The 16269-nt window shown below is 65.6% G+C and carries 15 protein-coding genes; 5 read left to right on the top strand and 10 right to left on the bottom strand.

The window, feature by feature from the left end; genetic code table 11:
• Positions 1-38 precede the first annotated feature (38 nt).
• The 3 genes from tig to ABS45_RS01830 form a co-directional block, all read right to left on the bottom strand.
• Positions 39-1349: a trigger factor gene (gene tig, locus ABS45_RS01840; RefSeq protein ID WP_291552392.1), complete on the bottom strand. Its 1311-nt coding sequence runs from the start codon at positions 1347-1349 to the stop codon at positions 39-41.
• A gap of 207 nt (positions 1350-1556) precedes the next feature.
• Positions 1557-2345 (bottom strand): serine O-acetyltransferase, encoded by a 789-nt coding sequence (gene cysE, locus ABS45_RS01835; protein ID WP_291552367.1) that lies wholly within the window; start codon positions 2343-2345, stop codon positions 1557-1559.
• A 63-nt stretch (positions 2346-2408) separates the two neighbouring features.
• The gene (locus ABS45_RS01830; protein ID WP_291552364.1) at positions 2409-3182 is read right to left on the bottom strand and encodes an RNA methyltransferase; all 774 of its coding nucleotides are present in this window, start codon (positions 3180-3182) and stop codon (positions 2409-2411) included.
• A 97-nt stretch (positions 3183-3279) separates the two neighbouring features.
• Here ABS45_RS01830 and ABS45_RS01825 point away from each other — a divergent pair, with 97 nt between their 5' ends.
• Entirely contained in the window at positions 3280-4152 is an 873-nt protein-coding gene (locus ABS45_RS01825; RefSeq protein WP_291552361.1) for an inositol monophosphatase family protein, read from the top strand.
• Between the two features lie 62 nt (positions 4153-4214).
• Positions 4215-4655, top strand: a complete 441-nt coding sequence (locus ABS45_RS01820) for a thermonuclease family protein (RefSeq protein ID WP_291552359.1) — start codon at positions 4215-4217, stop codon at positions 4653-4655.
• On the opposite strand, the gene ABS45_RS01815 is transcribed toward ABS45_RS01820, so the two are convergent.
• The 4 genes from ABS45_RS01815 to ABS45_RS01800 form a co-directional block, all read right to left on the bottom strand.
• Positions 4656-5663 carry a diaminopimelate dehydrogenase gene (locus ABS45_RS01815; RefSeq protein ID WP_291552356.1) on the bottom strand — a complete coding sequence of 336 codons (1008 nt, stop codon included), beginning with the start codon at positions 5661-5663 and terminating at the stop codon, positions 4656-4658.
• Between the two features lie 191 nt (positions 5664-5854).
• Positions 5855-7075: an FAD-dependent monooxygenase gene (locus ABS45_RS01810; protein WP_291552353.1), complete on the bottom strand. Its 1221-nt coding sequence runs from the start codon at positions 7073-7075 to the stop codon at positions 5855-5857.
• A gap of 21 nt (positions 7076-7096) precedes the next feature.
• Positions 7097-9886, bottom strand: a complete 2790-nt coding sequence (acnA, locus tag ABS45_RS01805) for an aconitate hydratase AcnA (RefSeq protein WP_291552350.1) — start codon at positions 9884-9886, stop codon at positions 7097-7099.
• Positions 9887-10114: 228 nt separating this feature from the next.
• On the bottom strand, positions 10115-10408 hold the full coding sequence (locus ABS45_RS01800; protein WP_291552390.1) for an H-NS histone family protein: 294 nt from the start codon (positions 10406-10408) through the stop codon (positions 10115-10117).
• A gap of 191 nt (positions 10409-10599) precedes the next feature.
• Here ABS45_RS01800 and ABS45_RS01795 point away from each other — a divergent pair, with 191 nt between their 5' ends.
• The gene (locus ABS45_RS01795; RefSeq protein ID WP_291552348.1) at positions 10600-11442 is read left to right on the top strand and encodes a symmetrical bis(5'-nucleosyl)-tetraphosphatase; all 843 of its coding nucleotides are present in this window, start codon (positions 10600-10602) and stop codon (positions 11440-11442) included.
• Positions 11443-11447: 5 nt separating this feature from the next.
• Here the strand turns inward: ABS45_RS01795 and ABS45_RS01790 are convergent, their stop codons facing one another.
• Together ABS45_RS01790 and ABS45_RS01785 are read right to left on the bottom strand one after the other, a co-directional pair.
• Positions 11448-12878 carry a DEAD/DEAH box helicase gene (locus ABS45_RS01790; RefSeq protein ID WP_291552345.1) on the bottom strand — a complete coding sequence of 477 codons (1431 nt, stop codon included), beginning with the start codon at positions 12876-12878 and terminating at the stop codon, positions 11448-11450.
• 45 nt (positions 12879-12923) lie between these two features.
• On the bottom strand, positions 12924-13796 hold the full coding sequence (locus ABS45_RS01785) for a neutral zinc metallopeptidase (protein WP_291552342.1): 873 nt from the start codon (positions 13794-13796) through the stop codon (positions 12924-12926).
• A gap of 31 nt (positions 13797-13827) precedes the next feature.
• On the opposite strand from ABS45_RS01785, the gene ABS45_RS01780 reads away from it, so the two are divergent.
• Positions 13828-14517 (top strand): pyroglutamyl-peptidase I, encoded by a 690-nt coding sequence (locus ABS45_RS01780; protein WP_291552340.1) that lies wholly within the window; start codon positions 13828-13830, stop codon positions 14515-14517.
• Between the two features lie 143 nt (positions 14518-14660).
• On the top strand, positions 14661-15569 hold the full coding sequence (locus tag ABS45_RS01775; RefSeq protein WP_291552337.1) for a delta(1)-pyrroline-2-carboxylate reductase family protein: 909 nt from the start codon (positions 14661-14663) through the stop codon (positions 15567-15569).
• Here the strand turns inward: ABS45_RS01775 and dcd are convergent, their stop codons facing one another.
• Positions 15570-16136, bottom strand: a complete 567-nt coding sequence (gene dcd / locus ABS45_RS01770) for a dCTP deaminase (protein WP_291552335.1) — start codon at positions 16134-16136, stop codon at positions 15570-15572.
• Positions 16137-16269: the final 133 nt, after the last annotated feature.

Below are 16269 nucleotides of genomic sequence, written 5' to 3'. Positions count from 1 at the left end.
GCAAGCCCCATCGCACGGGTTGGCGCCGGTTGCGGCAATCAGTTCTGCGCCATCAGTTCGTCAAACGAGACCGACTTCTCGCTGACCTTGGCCTTGCCCAGCACGAAATCGGTCACATTGTTCTCCACCACCACCGCCTCGGCCTCGGCCAGGCGGTCGCGGTCGCCGTAGTACCACTTGACCACGTCCTCGGGCTTCTCGTAGCTGGAGGCAAGCTCCTGCACATGCGCCTTGAGCTGCTCGGGCTGGGCCTGCAGCTCATTGGCGCGCACCAGCTCGGCCACCACCAGACCCAGGCGCACGCGGCGCTCGGCCTGCGGGCGCACCACATCCTCGGGGATCTGGGCGGCCTCCGCATCCTTGATGCCGCGGGACTTGAGGTCAGCGCGTGCCGCTTCCAGCAGGCGCTGCACCTCGGCCTGCACGATGCTCTGGGGCAATTCCAGCTCCGCCCTGGCCATCAGGGCATCCATCACCGCCGCCTTGTTGCGCGACTGCACGCGGAATTTCACCTCGCGCTCGAGGTTCTTGCGCACATCGGCGCGCAGGCTCTCCACCGTGCCGCCTTCGATACCCAGGGACTTGACGAATTGCTCGGTCACCTCGGGCAGGTGCGCCGCCTCGATGTTCTTGACCGTGACCAGGAAATCCGCCGTCTTGCCGGCCACATCCTTGCCGTGGTAGTCCTCGGGGAAGGCGAGCGGGAAGGTCTTGCTCTCGCCCACCTTCATGCCGCGCACGGCATCCTCGAACTCCTTGAGCATCTGGCCTTCGCCGACCAGGAACTGAAAGGCCTCGGCCTTGCCGCCGGCAAACGGCTCGCCGTCGATCTTGCCCTCGAAATCTACCGTCACGCGGTCACCATCCGCGGCAGGCGTTCCCTGGGCGCGCTGGGCGAAGGTGCGGCGCTGCTTGCGCAGGATGTCCAGCGTGCGGTCGACGGCGGCGTCGTCCACGGCAGCCGTCAGCTTGTCGATCTCGGCCTCCGCCAGGTCGCCAATCTTGACTTCCGGGTAGACCTCGAACACCGCGTCAAACGCCATTTCGCCTTCGGCCGCGCCATCCTTCTCGGAAATGCGCGGCTGGCCCGCCACGCGCAGCTTGGCCTCGTTGGCGGCCTGTGAGAACGCCTCGCCGACCTTGTCGTTGATGACTTCATACTGCACCGAATAGCCGTAGCGCTGCGCCACCACGCTCAGCGGCACCTTGCCGGGACGAAAACCATCCATCTTCACGGTGCGCGCCAGGCGCTTGAGGCGCCCCTGGACCTCGCCCTGGATGCTTGCCGCAGGCAGGCTGAGCGTGATCTTGCGTTCGAGCTTTTCCAATGTTTCAACGGTGACGGCCATCATGGTTCCTTTGTGTCGGTCGGTGTGCGCACGCGCCCGCTGCATCGCACTGCGGCGTGCCAGCTGGCGCTCCAGGGTGTCTCTCGGTCTTCACGCGGCGCTCGCGACCCGCGGCGCTTGGCAACCACCAAGCCAGAGGCCAGTCCATCGTGAAAAGCCTTCTATTGTAGCGAAGCGCCTGCGCTCGCAGTCGCCTGCTCACGGCGCCTACTTGCCCAGGATGTCACTGACCTTTTCCGCCCCGAAGCGGGCGGTGACGTGGGCGTCGGGCGGCACGCAATCGGGCCCGTGCTGCAGGCCGGAGAGTTTTTCTATCGCCTGCCAGAGCAACGCGATCTGCTGCTCCTGCCCGGCGGCCGAGTCGGCCAGGCTGCGCAGCGCCAGCGCCAGCGGATCGTCCTGCTGCGGCGTCACGCCATAGGCGCTGAAGCCTTTTGCGCCTTCCGCCTGCGATTCGGTGACATCGGCACCGTGGTCCTTGTGCGAGGCGATGATGCGCGCCGGAATACCCACCGCGGTGGCGCCCGCCGGCACCGGCTTGATGACGACGGCGTTGCTGCCGATCTTGGCGTCATCGCCCACGGTAAAGCCGCCCAGCACCTTGGCGCCAGCACTCACGACCACGTTGCGCCCAAGCGTGGGGTGGCGTTTTTCACCCTTGTACAGCGAGGTGCCGCCCAGCGTCACGCCGTGGTAGATGGTGCAGCCGTCGCCGACCTCGGCCGTCTCGCCGATGACCACGCCCATGCCGTGGTCGATGAACACGCGCTCGCCCAGCACCGCGCCGGGATGGATTTCGATGCCGGTGGCCCAGCGCGCGAGGTGCGAGATGAAGCGCCCCAGCCAGCGCAGCCCGTGCCTCCAGCACCAATGCGCCGGCCGGTGCAGCCAGATGGCATGCAGGCCGGGGTAGCAGGTGATCACTTCCCAACTGCTGCGCGCCGCCGGGTCGCGCGAGAGGATGCACTGGATGTCGGAGCGGATTCTGGAAAACATGGGCAGGCGCTGTGAAGGCGTGCAGTGTAGTGAGCAACGCGCCTGCGTGCAGGCGCATGCCGGTCAATGGGGCTGTCTGGCGCCAAGCGTCATCATGGTCTTGGCGATGCCGCGCAGGATATGGATGTCTTCCTCGCTCGGGCTCGCGCGATTGAACAGCTGATTCAGCCTGGGCATGAGTTTCTTGGGCGCTGCCGGGTCCAAAAAACCGATCTCGACCAGGGCCTGTTGCCAGTGGGCCAGCATGCCCGCCATCTGCCGCGCATCGGCCGGCGTTCCGTGGCTGGCGGCGTCGTGCACGGCAAAGCCGCCCAGTGCCTGGCGCCATTCATAGGCCACCAGTTGCACCGCCGCGGCCAGGTTGAGCGAGCCGAACTCCGGCGCCGTCGGAATCGACAGCGCCACATGGCAGCGGTAGACGTCGCTGTTGGCCATGCCGAAGCGCTCGCTGCCAAACAGGAAAGCAACACCAGATTCTTCAGCCAAATTGCCATTTGGCGCCTGACTGCATTGCGCATTCAGCTGCGTTTTCAGGAGCATATCGAAATGTGCCCGGGGCGAGCGCGTGGGCGGGCCGAAGTCGCGCGGCGTCATCGCGGTGGCGCACAGGTGGTGCATGCCATCGAGCGCTTCGTCCAGCGTGGCGACGATGCGTGCGCGCTCCAGCACATCCGTGGCGCCGCTGGCGCGCTGGATCGCGATCTCGCGGCGCAGCACGTTGGGCCAGCGCGGCGCCACCAGCACCAGGTCATCAAACCCCATGGTCTTGATGGCGCGCGCTGCGGCGCCCACGTTGCCGGGATGGCTGGTCTGGATCAGGATGAAGCGCGTTCGCATGGTTGAATTGTCGCCTGCCGTCAGAAATTCACCGGACCACTAAAATCACGGTCATCCGCGCGCATCGCCGCGCTTTTTTGTTTGGGCGTTCCTTTTCATGTCGTCAAACCTGCACCCCATGCTGAACACGGCCATCAAGGCCGCACGCGCCGCCGGCGCCATCATCAACCGCGCCGCGCTCGATGTGGAGGCGGTGCGCGTGTCGCAAAAGCAGATCAACGACTACGTGACCGAAGTCGATCAGGCGAGCGAAGCCAGCATCATTGAAACCCTGCTGACCGCCTACCCGGGCCACGGCATCCTGGCCGAAGAGTCGGGCCGCCAGCACGGCGCCCGGGATTCGGAGCATGTCTGGATCATCGACCCGCTGGACGGCACGACGAATTTCATCCACGGCTTTCCGGTCTACTGCATCAGCATTGCGCTGTCGGTGCGCGGGCGCATCGAGCATGGCGTGGTCTACGACCCCACGCGCAACGACCTGTTCACCGCCACACGCGGGCGCGGTGCCTTCATGAACGACCGCCGCATGCGCGTCTCCAAGCGCACCCGACTGTCGGAATGCCTGCTGGGAACGGGCTTTCCGTACCGTCCGGGCGACGACTTCGCCGGCTACATGAAGATGATGGCCGAGGTGATGCAGCACACCCACGGCCTGCGCCGCCCGGGTGCCGCGGCGCTCGACCTAGCCTACGTGGCGGCCGGCTTCACCGACGGCTTTTTTGAAACCGGTCTGTCGATCTGGGATGTGGCCGCGGGCAGTCTGCTAGTGACCGAAGCCGGCGGTCTGGTGGGCAACTTCACCGGAGAGGCGGATTTCCTGGAGCAGCGCGAGTGCCTCGCCGGACCCGCGCGCATCTATGGCCAATTGGTCAAATTGCTCGGCAAGTACAGCAAATTCGCGGGTGTCGAGGAAAAGATGGCCGTTCACGCCAGCCTGACCCAAGGCGATGGAGCACAGAAAGTGTAGCAATTACCATAGCTACCAACGCTTGATACACAAGCGCTGGTGGCCATTTTTAATCAAAATTCATGCTGGCTGCCGCCATCGCCCTCTGCCTGATCGTGGCGGTCGGGGATGGTGATTCGCTCTCCATGCGCTGCGGCGGCCAGCCGGTGCAGCGCGTGCGCATCGCCAGCATAGACGCGCCCGAACTGCGCCAAGCCTGGGGCAGGCAAGCGCGCGAGCACCTGGCCGCCCTGTGCCTGCGCCAGCGCGCCGAAGTGCAGGCATTGGGCCGCGACAAATACCAGCGCACGCTCGCGCAGGTGCGCTGCCGCGGGCGCGATGCGGCGCTGGAGCAAGCCAATGCAGGTCTGGCCTGGATGCATCCCAGCCAGGTGCGCGCCTGGCCCCGGGTGGCTGCGGCGGCAGCGCGCGCCCGGCGCGACCGGCGCGGGCTATGGTCGCAAAAACGCCCGCTCGCGCCCTGGAAATACCGCCAGCGCCACCCGAACGCCGGCGGGGTGTGATCAGAGGAACTCGGCGCGCAATTGCGCCGCGCTCCGGGGCGAAAGCAAGGCGGGTGAGAGGTCCAGCATCGTCTTGCAGCCGTATTGCCCAGCCTGGTGCAGGCGGTGCACGGCCCGGGCGCCAGCCACCAGCACGCTGGACGTGAATTCCGGGTTGCTGTCCAGCTGCAGGCGGTACTCGATCACATGCTTGGCGGTGTCCGACGTCGCACCGCTGTGGATCACGAAGCCGCCATGCGCCATGCCCGAATGCTTGTGCGCGAGTTCTTCGGCGCTGATGAAATGCACCGTGGTGTCGTAGTCGCTGAAGTAATTCGGCATGGTCACGATGGCCTGGCGTACCGCCTCGGCATCCACGCCGGGCTTGAGCACCACGAAGCATTCGCGCAGGTGCTTCTGGCGCGTGGACAACTGTGGCCGCACGCCGCTGCGCACCTTCTCCATCGCCGCCTCCACCGGGATCGTGTATTGCACACCGCCGGCCACGCCCGGCACATGGCGGATGGCGTCGGAGTGCCCCTGGCTCAGGCCCTTGCCCCAGAAGGTGTAGGTGGCGCCATCGGGCAGCAAGGCATCGCTCATCACGCGATTCACCGAGAACATGCCCGGGTCCCAACCGGCGGAGATCAGCGCCGTGGTCTTGCCGGCCTGCGCCGCCGCATCCACCCGGGCGAAATGCTCGGGAATGCGGGCGTGCGTATCAAAGCTGTCCACCACGTTGAAGTGGCGCGCGTACTCGGGCGTCTGCACCGGCAGGTCGTCCTTGGAGCCGCCGCAGAGGACGAGCACGTCGATCTCGCCACTATGCGCCAGCAACTCGCCCGCGCCATGCACCGCCACGCCGCTGCCGGGTTGGACATCCGCAGGGTTGCGGCGTGTATAGACCCCGACCAGTCGGGTATCGGGGTTCTTCGCAATCGCCTTCTCGACACCCCGTCCCAGGTTGCCATAGCCAAGAATGGCAATGCGAAGAGGGGTTTGACCTTGCGTGTTCTGCGGGTCGCTCATGGAATCTGCCTTTCAATCAAAACGATAGCTGCATGTGCTTGCCAGACAAGCACTAGAGCCGATTTTTCTATTGCTTCAACACCTGCTGCCAGAAACCGAGCCGCCAGCGAGTGCGTCGCACAAAATTATGCAATAAAAGCATGAACCCTACGAACGTATCGCATAACGGCACGGTTGACCTGGTGCCGCCCTCAGCGCCCGGCCGGTACCGGCCCGCCGCCATAGAGCCAGTGCATATCCAGCAAACGCTCGCCCAGCAGCCGCATCGCGGCATCACGCGCAAGGCGCAAAGCGCCCGTGGCGTGAAAGATGTCGGCGTTGCGCCGTGAGCGCCGCTGCACCGCGGCAACGCGCTGCCAGCGGTTGAGCGCATAACGGCGCAGCCGCAGCGCGGGCTCCAGCGCCTGCATGCCCAGGGCGTGGCCGAGTTCGGCCGCATCCTCGATCGCCATGCCTGCGCCCTGCGCCAGATAGGGACGCATGGGGTGCGCCGCATCACCCAACAGCGCTACCAGGCCCTGTGCCAGCTGGGCAGCGGCCGCTACCGGTGCCCGCTCGACCAGCGGCCACAGCCGCCATTGCCCGCCGGCATCCGACACCGCATGCACCATGTCCTGCAGCGGCGCACAGGTTCGCGCCAGCGCATCCTGCAGCTCGCCAGCATTCACACCGTGGTCCCAATGCAGCAGATCGGCCGGCGGCTGCCCGTGGCGAATCGCCACCAGATTGAGCAGCTCACCGCCGCGCAGCGGGTAGTGCACGACATGCAGCTGCGGCCCGAGCCAGACCGTCACCTCCTGGCTGCGCAGGCGCTGCGGCAGTGCATGCTGCGCCACCACGGCGCGGTACGCCAGATGGCCGGCGGGACGTGGCGCGCCCTCGCCCAGCAGGCACGCGCGCACGCGGCTGTGCAGGCCGTCCGCGCCGAGCAGCAGATCGGCCTCCAGCGCCAGTTCGCTGCCATCCCCGCGCAACAGGCGCGCGGCGACCGCGTCGCCATCCTGCACCAGGTCGGACAGCCGGTGGTCCAGCAGCAACTGCACATCGGCCAGGTTGCTGACGGCAGCAAGGAGCAGCGCGTGCAAATCGGCCCGGTGAATGGTGAGATAGGCCGCGCCGTAGCGTTCGGCAATCGTGCGGCCCAAGCGCATCTGCCCCAGCGCGCTGGCATCGATGGCGCTGCGAACCTCCAGCCGCTCGGGAAAACACGCCACCGCCTGCAGCGGCACCTGCAGGCTCCAGGCATTCAGGCAGCGCACGGCATTGGGCCCGAGCTGCACGCCCGCGCCCACTTCACCAAAAGCGCTGGCGCGCTCGGCCAGGCGCACCTCCCAACCCGCCTGCCGGCTGGCAAAGGCGGCGGCCAGCCCGCCGATGCCGCCGCCCGCAATCAGAATCTGCCGACGTGGCATGCGCAGGCGGGCGGCAGGCGCTCAGCCGGCAATCAGCTGCTGCAGCACATAGGGCAGGATGCCGCCGGCGCGGTAGTAATCCACCTCGATCGGCGTATCCAGGCGCAGCGTGAGTTGCACCTCTTTCGTGCCGCCATCGGCAAAACGGATGACCAGCTTGGCCTTGCCTTGCGGCTTGAGCTGCTGATCGACCACCACATCCACCTGCTCATCGCCCTTGAGGCCCAGGCTCTCCCAGCTGTCCTTGTCCTGGAACTGCAGCGGCAGCACGCCCATGCCAATGAGGTTGGAGCGGTGAATGCGCTCGAAGCTGCGCGCCACCACTGCCTGGATGCCCAGCAGTTGCGTGCCCTTGGCGGCCCAGTCGCGGCTCGAACCGGTGCCGTACTCTTCCCCGGCAAAGATCACGGTGGGCGTCTTGCTGGCCATGTACAGCTCGGCCGCATCGAAGATCGCCATCTCCTTGCCGTTTTGCGGACCGCTGCCCTGGTAGATGGTCTCGCCACCCTCCCTGCGCGAGCCATCGGCCAGCGGAGGAATCATCAGGTTCTTGATGCGCACATTGGCGAAGGTGCCGCGCATCATCACCTCGTGCTGGCCGCGGCGCGAGCCGTAGCTGTTGAAGTCCTGCTTGGCCACGCCGTGCGCCTTGAGCCAGATCCCCGCGGGCGAGCTCTCCTTGATGCGGCCGGCCGGCGAGATGTGGTCGGTGGTGACCGAATCGCCAAACAGCGCCATGACGCGCGCGTCGCGCACGGAATGGTCGCGCTGCGCGGCCTGCGCCTCGGACTCAGCAGTCTTGAGCGCAAAGCCGTCAAAGAACGGCGGCTCGGCGATGTAGGTGCTCTCGGGCCAATCGTAGATCTGACCCTTGACGCCCTTGATCTTTTCCCAGAGCGCGCCCGGCTCGGTCTCGATCTTGGCGTAGTTGGCGCGGACGGCCTTGCCCTTCATCGCGAACTTGAGGAGTTTTTGCACCTCGTCGCTGGTCGGCCAGATGTCGCCCAGATAGACATCCTTGCCCCCTTTGCCCTGCCCCACCGGCTCAGTCATCAGATCGACGTTGACGCTGCCCGCGATCGCGTAGGCGACGACAAGCGGCGGGCTCATCAGGAAGTTGGCCTTGATGTTGGGGTGGATGCGCGCCTCGAAATTGCGGTTGCCCGAGAGCACCGACGCGCAAACGAGCTCATGCTCGCCGATCGCCTCGTTCAGTTCTTGCGACAGGTCGCCCGAATTGCCGATGCAGGTGGTGCAGCCGTAACCAGCGAGGTTGAAGCCAAGCTTCTCCAGGTACGGCAGCAGGCCGGTCTCGACCAGGTATTCGGTGACGATGCGCGAACCGGGGGCGAGCGAGGTCTTGACGTGGCGCTTGACCTTCAGCCCCGCCTCCACCGCCTTCTTCGCCAGCAGGCCGGCGGCCAGCATCACACCCGGGTTGCTGGTGTTGGTGCAACTCGTGATGGCGGCGATCAGTACGTCGCCATTGGTCACCTCGAAGCCCTTGGGCTCGGCCTTGGCGTCGATCGATGCGCTGGGCGTAATGTGCACGCGTTCGCCAAACGCGCTGGCCGGGCGGGCAAAGCCGCCCTGCTCCATCGGCGTGGTGAAGAGCTCGGCAAAGCGCTGCTTGGCATGGCCCAGGTCGATGCGATCCTGCGGGCGGCGCGGCCCGGCGATGCTGGGCGTGACATCACCCAGATCGAGCGAAATGACGCGCGAATAGTCCACCTCGCCGGCGCGTGGCGCGCCAAACAGGCCCTGCGCCTTGTAGTAGGCCTGCACCAGATCGATCTCGGCCTTGGTGCGGCCCGTGCCCTCTAAGTATTCGAGCGTGCGCTGATCGACCGGGAACAGGCCCAGCGTCGAGCCGTTCTCCGGCGACATGTTGCCCAGCGTCGCGCGGTCGGGCACGCTCAGGCTCGCCGTGCCTTCACCAAAATATTCGACAAAGGTGCCCACCACCTTGTTCTTGCGCAGCAGCTCGGTCACCGTGAGCACCAGGTCGGTGGCGGTGACACCCTCGCGCAACTGGCCCTTGAGCTCAAAGCCGACCACGTCCGGCGTGAGAAAGTAGACCGGCTGGCCGAGCATCGCGGCTTCAGCCTCGATGCCGCCCACACCCCAGGCGACGACGCCGGCGCCATTGATCATGGGCGTGTGGCTGTCGGTGCCCACCAGCGAATCCGGGTACACCACGCCGTCCTTGCGTTTGTGCACACCCTTGGTGAGAAATTCCAGATTGACCTGGTGGCAAATGCCAAAGCCCGGCGGAACGACACGAAAGGTATCAAACGCCTGCATGCCCCATTTCAGGAACTGGTAGCGCTCATGATTGCGCTCAAACTCGAGTTTCATGTTCTGGGTGAGTGCGGATTTGGTGCCGTAGTTATCCACCATGACGGAATGGTCGACCACCAGATCCACGGGAACGAGTGGCTCCACGCGCTTGGGATTGGTGCCCACCCTTTGCGCCGCCGCCCGCATGGCAGCGAGGTCAACCAGCAATGGCACGCCGGTAAAGTCCTGCAACAGCACACGTGCCACGGTAAATGGAATTTCATCGACGCGCGGCGCATTCGGCTTCCAGTTGGCCAATTGCTCGACATGCTCGGCCGTCACCTTGGTGCCATCGCAATGGCGCAATACCGATTCGAGCACAATCCGGATCGAGCGCGGCAGACGCTTGACGTTGGGGTATTTGCGCGCCAATGCAGGCAATGAAAAAAATGAATGCTCTTTGCCAGACGCCGTCTTGAACGTCTTGATCGTGGTGGCAAACGCATGCCCTTTTTGCTTGGCGGCAACCATGTGAAATTCTCCTTCGAATTGGCAAATGCATCGAGTGGCCCAGTGCAGGAAATCCGCACGACACCCAAGGCTCCGGCCGCGAGTGTACGCTCACCCATACCGGGCAGCCGTCCACGCCGGCATGACCACAGGCCACGCCGGGAATGTCACCGATCACCCAGCAAAAAGCCCGCACGAGACGGGCTTTTTGCTGCTGCGAGGGGCTCCCAAAATCTGGGGCCGCAACGGTCAGATCGCAAACTTTGCGCGATCCTGGCCCTGAATCCAACGCGGCGGCTTGCCACGTCCGGTCCAGGTCTGTCCAGTGGCCGGATCACGGTATTTGGGCGCCACCTTGCTCGCCAAGGCGCTTGCCTTGGCGCGACGACCCGATGGAAATACATCGGATGGCGTCAAACCGAAATCCGCAATCAATTGGCGCGCCTTGGCAATCGCAGTCGCTACTTCCTTGTCGCGTGCCTGCTGAATCTGCGCGTCAAGCGCCTCGCGTTGCTTGAGCAATTCCTGATAACTGGCCGTCATGTTCATCCTTTGGAGGTTGATGGCATTTATTGATGTTCGACCGTGCGATTATAGAGAAATTTTCTACGAATTTTCAATATGAAGATGCGCACCAGCCCGATTTCCGGTGAATCCAATATCCGGTATCTCCAATTCAATCACCCGCCGCAAGTAGCACAATAGCAGCCCACGAAAGCAATGGATGAATGGCAATGGCGCTTTATTGTGCGGGCGATATTCAGGGCTGCGCGGACGCGCTGGAGCGCTTGCTCGCCCATATCGGGTTCTCCCCCAGCCGCGATACGCTTTACCTCTTGGGCGATCTCGTCAATCGCGGCCCGGATTCGGCCGCGGTAGTGCGCCACTGCATGGCGGCGGAAGGCAGCATCCTGGCATTGCTGGGCAACCACGACCTGCATTTGCTGGCACTGGCGCATGGTGTGCGGCCACTGTCGCGGCGCGACACGCTCGATGCCCTGCTGAAGGCGGACGACCGCAACGCCATGCTCGACTGGTTGCGCCAGCAGCCGCTCGCGCGATCCGTGGTGCACGGCGGCGAGCGCCTGCTGATGGTGCATGCCGGCGTGCTGCCCCAGTGGTCGGCAGAGCAGGCGCTTGCCCTGGCCGGTGAAGTCCACGGCGCATTGCGCGGCAGCGCCTGGCCACAATTTCTGCAGCAGATGTATGGCAACCAGCCGGACCGCTGGAACGACACACTGGCGGGGGCCGAGCGCTTGCGCGCGATCGTCAATGCACTCACCCGCTTGCGCTTTTGCACCAGCGAGGGCGTGATGGATTTTTCCAGCAGTGAAGCCGCCGCCACCCCGCCGGCCGGTTTGCTGCCCTGGTTTGATGTGCCCGGACGGGCGACGCAAAACAGCCTGATTGCCTTTGGCCACTGGTCAACCCTGGGCTGGATGAACCGCCCTCACCTGCTGGCACTGGATACCGGTTGCGTCTGGGGCGGGAGTCTGAGCGCGGTGCGTTTCGGGGCGACTCTGGCCGATCGCGAGCATTGCGAGGTGCCCTGCCCCCGGGCTCAGCAGCCCGGCTGAGCCGATCAGGCGGCAGCGTCTTCGACGGGCTGCGGTGCCTTGAAGAGCGCCGCGACCACGCGGCGCTGCTTGATGTTGGCCGATATCCTGCCGCGCGCCGGCGCCGCCTTGACGGACTGCTCCCATGCTGCCGGATCCTCGCCGGCGGGATGCGGCTCATACGGCCGATCGAAGAAAGGATCGCGCGAAGGCACGAAACCCGACGCCGCATGCCGCGGGGCGCGTGTGCGCGGGGCGTCGGGGTCGCCGCGCTGGGGCCTGTGCCCGTCGCCGTGGCGCCCGCGTGGCGGCTCGCTGCCGAGCTCGATGGCTTCGATTTCCAGCTTTTTCTTGAGCAGCTTCTCAAGCTCGCCCATCAGGCGCGCGTCGTGGTGGGTCACCAGCGTCACCGCCAGACCGGACGCCCCGGCGCGACCGGTGCGGCCAATGCGGTGCACATAGTCCTCGGCATTGAACGGGACATCGTGGTTGAACACCGCGGGCACGTCCTTGATATCGAGACCACGCGCGGCCACGTCGGTGCAGACCAGCAGATCGACCTCGCCGCTCTTGAAGGCTTCGAGCGCCTTCAGGCGCTCGTCCTGGCTCTTGTCGCCGTGCAGCGCGGCGGTCTTGAGGCCATCGCGCTCCAGCGAGCGCGCCAGGCGGGCGCAGCCGAGCTTGCTGTTCACGAAAACGAAGGCCTGCGTGAGCGAGCGGTCCTTGAGCACCTGGCGGATCGCGCGGCGCTTGTCATCGTCAGTCACCGAATAAAAGTGCTGCTCGACGGTAGCAGCGGTGGCGTTGGGCCGGGCGACTTCGATCGTGACCGGGTCGTGCAGATAGCTTGCCGCCAGGCGCTTGATCTCGGGCGAGAACGTGGCCGAGAACAGCAGCGTCGTGCGCTCCTTGGGCAAATAGCTCAGGATGCGCTGCAGATCGGGCAGAAAGCCGATGTCGAGCATGCGGTCGGCCTCGTCGAGCACCACGTATTCGACGTGGTTGAGCACCGCGTTCTTCGCTTCGATATGGTCCAGCAGCCGCCCGGGCGTCGCCACCAGCACCTCGACGCCCTTTTTCAGCTCCAGCGTCTGCGGTTTCATGTCCATGCCGCCAAAGACGACCGTGCTGCGCAACTGCGTGTATTTGGCGTAGAGCTTGACCTGCTCGGCCACCTGATCGGCGAGCTCGCGCGTGGGCAGCAGCACCAGCGCGCGCACCGGGTGGCGCGCGGGCGAGGCGGAGGTGTTTTCGTGCGCCAGCAGGCGCTGCAAGAGAGGCAGCGCGAACGCCGCCGTCTTGCCGGTGCCGGTCTGGGCCGCGCCCATCACGTCCTTGCCGGTGAGCACCACCGGAATGGCCTGTGCCTGGATCGGCGTCATGGTTTCGTAGCCCATGTCGGCTACGGCGCGCTGCAGGGGTTCAGCCAGCGCTACTGAGGTGTATGGAGTCGTCATGAACCCGCAATTGTCGCATTGCAACAAAAAACGGGCAAATTCCGGTTAGAGCGAGCGCGCGTTGAAGGTGTCGCAGGACTGCAGACTGCCGCTTTGATAGCCTTGGGTGAACCAGCGCACGCGCTGCGCGCTGCTGCCGTGGGTGAAGGCATCGGGGCGCACGGTGCCGGTGCTCTTGCGCTGCAGCGTGTCGTCGCCGATCTGCTGGGCGGCGTTCACCGCGGATTCGATGTCGCCCTGATCCAGCCAATTTTTGGCCTGCTGGGAATACTTGGCCCAGATGCCGGCGTAGCAATCGGCCTGCAATTCGAGCCGCACCGAGAGCGCGTTCTGCTCGCGCTCGCTGATACGGCCGCGCATGCCATCCACCTTGGCGGTGGTGCCCAACACCGACTGCACATGGTGGCCCACCTCGTGCGCGATGACGTAGGCGCGCGCGAACACACCAGGCGCGCCGAGCTGGCGGCTCATGGTGTCGAAAAAGTCCATGTCCAGGTAGACCTTGTGGTCGCCCGGGCAGTAGAACGGCCCCATCGCCGATTGCCCGGTGCCGCAGGCCGTGGGCGTGGCGCCACGAAACAGCACCAGGCGGGGCGCCGGGTACTGCGCGCCGCCCTTGCGGAAGATCTCGCTCCAGACATCCTCGGTCGAGGCCAGCACCGTGGAGACAAAGGCCGCCTGCTTGTCGTCCTGCGGCGGGTGACTGGCGGGCGCTTGCTGCACCTGCGGCGCGCCACCACCCCCCGAGAGCATGCCTATGGTGGTCAGCGGATTGATGCCGAACACCCCCCAGCCGATCAGCGCGATCACTATCGTGCCCACGCCTATGCTGCGCCCGCCGATGCCCAAGCCGCCACCTCCTGCGCCACTGCGGCGGTCTTCGACGTTGTCCGACTGGCGTTCACCTTCCCAGCGCATGTTGGTATTCCCGGTGCAGTAAATTGCGGCAATGGTAACGCCGCCCACGACCTCGCTCCCGCCGATGAAGACCGGCGCGCGCGACACCGTACTTGTGACCGGGTTTGACGCGTTTGGCACGCATGCGATGAACCCCAGTGCGCTCGTGGCGCAGACCTTGCACCAGCGCCAGATCGCCGGCTGCAGGGTGATTGGTGCAGAGCTGCCGACGGTGTTCGGTCTCTGCCTTGAACGGCTGGACAGCTTGCTGGCGCGCCATCAGCCCCTGCTCGTCGTTGGCCTGGGGCTCGCCGCCGGGTGCGCGGCGCTGCAGCTCGAACGCGTGGCGCTCAACCGCGAGGATGCGCGCATCCCGGACAATCAGGGCGCACAGCCGCAGGACAGGCCGGTCATTCCGGGCGCGCCCGCCGCCTATCTGAGCAGCCTGCCCATCGATGCCATGCTGCGCAGCATGAGCGCCGCAGGCGTGCCGGTGCAAACCTCGCAAAACGCCGGCGCCTTCGTCTGCAACCATCTGTTCTTCGGTCTGATGCATCGTCTGGCGAGCGTTCCCGCACTGCATGGTACCCGTGGGGGCTTCATCCATCTGCCGCAACTGCCAGACCAAGGCAGCCCCCATATGCCGCTTGCGCAAATGGTGCATGGCATACGCACCGGCATACGCTGCGCGCTTGCGGCCAGCACTGCCCTGGTACAGCAACCCGGAAATATCGAAACATGAAAACGCGCCTTCGGACCCATGGCGGCGTTGCAAATCCTCGCGATAGCTACGGCTATAGCTGCGGTTTGCGCCTTGCCCTGGGCGCGAATCCATCGCTTTCATTGTGTTTCTCTACTCCCAGGTTGCTGTACTAGCCAAACCCGATGGCCGCCACGCTCAACGCTGAACAGACCGCCGCCGCCCTGCCCTGGCACGCGCTGGTGGAGGCGATCGCCGCGTTGCTGCAGGCGGATGAGGTTCGCATCCCCGCACGTACCGTCCTGCCCACGGCCGATGGCGCGGTGCTCTTCGTCATGCCCGCCACCGACGGACGGGCAGCGATGACCAAGCTGATCAGCTTCACGCCTGGCAATGCAGGCACCGGCCGGCCAACGATACAGGGCGATGTGGTGGTCTTCGACGCTGCCACCGGAGCACGCCAGCTCATCCTCGATGGCCCGACCGTCACCGCCCGGCGCACGGCGGCCGTCTCGGCGCTTGCGGCCCGTGCACTCGCGCCCCACGCCGGCGGCCCGCTGCTGATCGTTGGCGCCGGCGTGCAAGGCCGGGCGCATCTGGAGGCCTTCGCCGAGGTCCTGGGCGTGCGCGAGTTCAGGATTGCATCGCGCAGCCAGAGCAGCGTGGACGCGCTGGTGCAGCATGCGCGCAGGCTGGGTTTGCACGCCAGCGCCGCCCCCGACGCCGACACAGCGCTCGCCGAGTGTCCGCTCGCCGTCACCTGCACGTCGGCCATCGGCGTGGTGCTGCGCGCCCGGCCTCGGCCGGATGCCTTCATCGCCGCGGTCGGCGCCTTCACGGCGCAGATGGTGGAACTGGAGGCGCGGCTCTGCCGCCACTTCGCCACCCGGGGCCGCATCGTGGTCGATTCGCGCGATGCGGACCATGAGGCGGGCGACCTGCTGCAGGCCGGCGTGGCGATTGCACCGCTGGCAACCCTGCAGGATGTGCTGCGGGCCGGGGACTGCGCCAAGAGCGCCCCCGTGCTGTTCAAAAGCTGCGGCTGGGCCGGATGGGATCTGGCGGCGGCGCGGCTTGCGCTGGTGCGTGCCTGATCAGGCGCGCGGCAGCGTCACGCCGTGCTGACCCTGGTATTTGCCCTTGCGGTCGCGGTAGCTGGTTTCGCAGACCTCATCGCTCTGGAAAAACAGCACCTGCGCGCATCCCTCGCCAGCGTAAATCTTGGCGGGCAGCGGCGTGGTGTTGGAAAACTCCAGCGTCACATAGCCCTCCCACTCGGGCTCGAACGGCGTGACGTTGACGATGATGCCGCAGCGCGCGTAGGTGCTCTTGCCCAGGCAGACGGTGAGCACGTCGCGCGGAATGCGAAAGTACTCGACGGTGCGCGCCAGCGCAAAGCTGTTGGGCGGGATGATGCAGGAATCACCGGAAAAATCGACGAAGCTCTTTTCATCGAAATTTTTCGGATCGACCACGGTGCTGTGGATGTTGGTGAACACCTTGAATTCACCCGCGCAGCGGATGTCGTAGCCGTAGCTGCTGGTGCCGTAGCTGATGACCTTGCGGCCATCCACCTCGCGCACCTGGCCGGGCTCGAACGGCTCGATCATGCCGTGCTGCTCGGCCATGCGGCGTATCCATCGGTCGCTCTTGATGCTCATGGTCGATGCTCCTGTCGAGCGATTGTACCCTCCTGAAACAATAGCTTGTGACGCATGCAGATCAAGCGCTTGAGGCGATTTTTGCTTGAATTTTCAAGCGGCAGCCCCGGACAGTACCGCCTGGCCGATCCGC

Origin of the sequence: Comamonas sp. SCN 65-56 (assembly GCF_001724135.1) — a bacterium.
Classification (GTDB): Bacteria; Pseudomonadota; Gammaproteobacteria; order Burkholderiales; family Burkholderiaceae_C; genus Comamonas_C.
The sequence above is the reverse complement of the archived record's forward strand: the minus strand, read 5'-3'. Positions and strand labels throughout refer to the sequence as shown.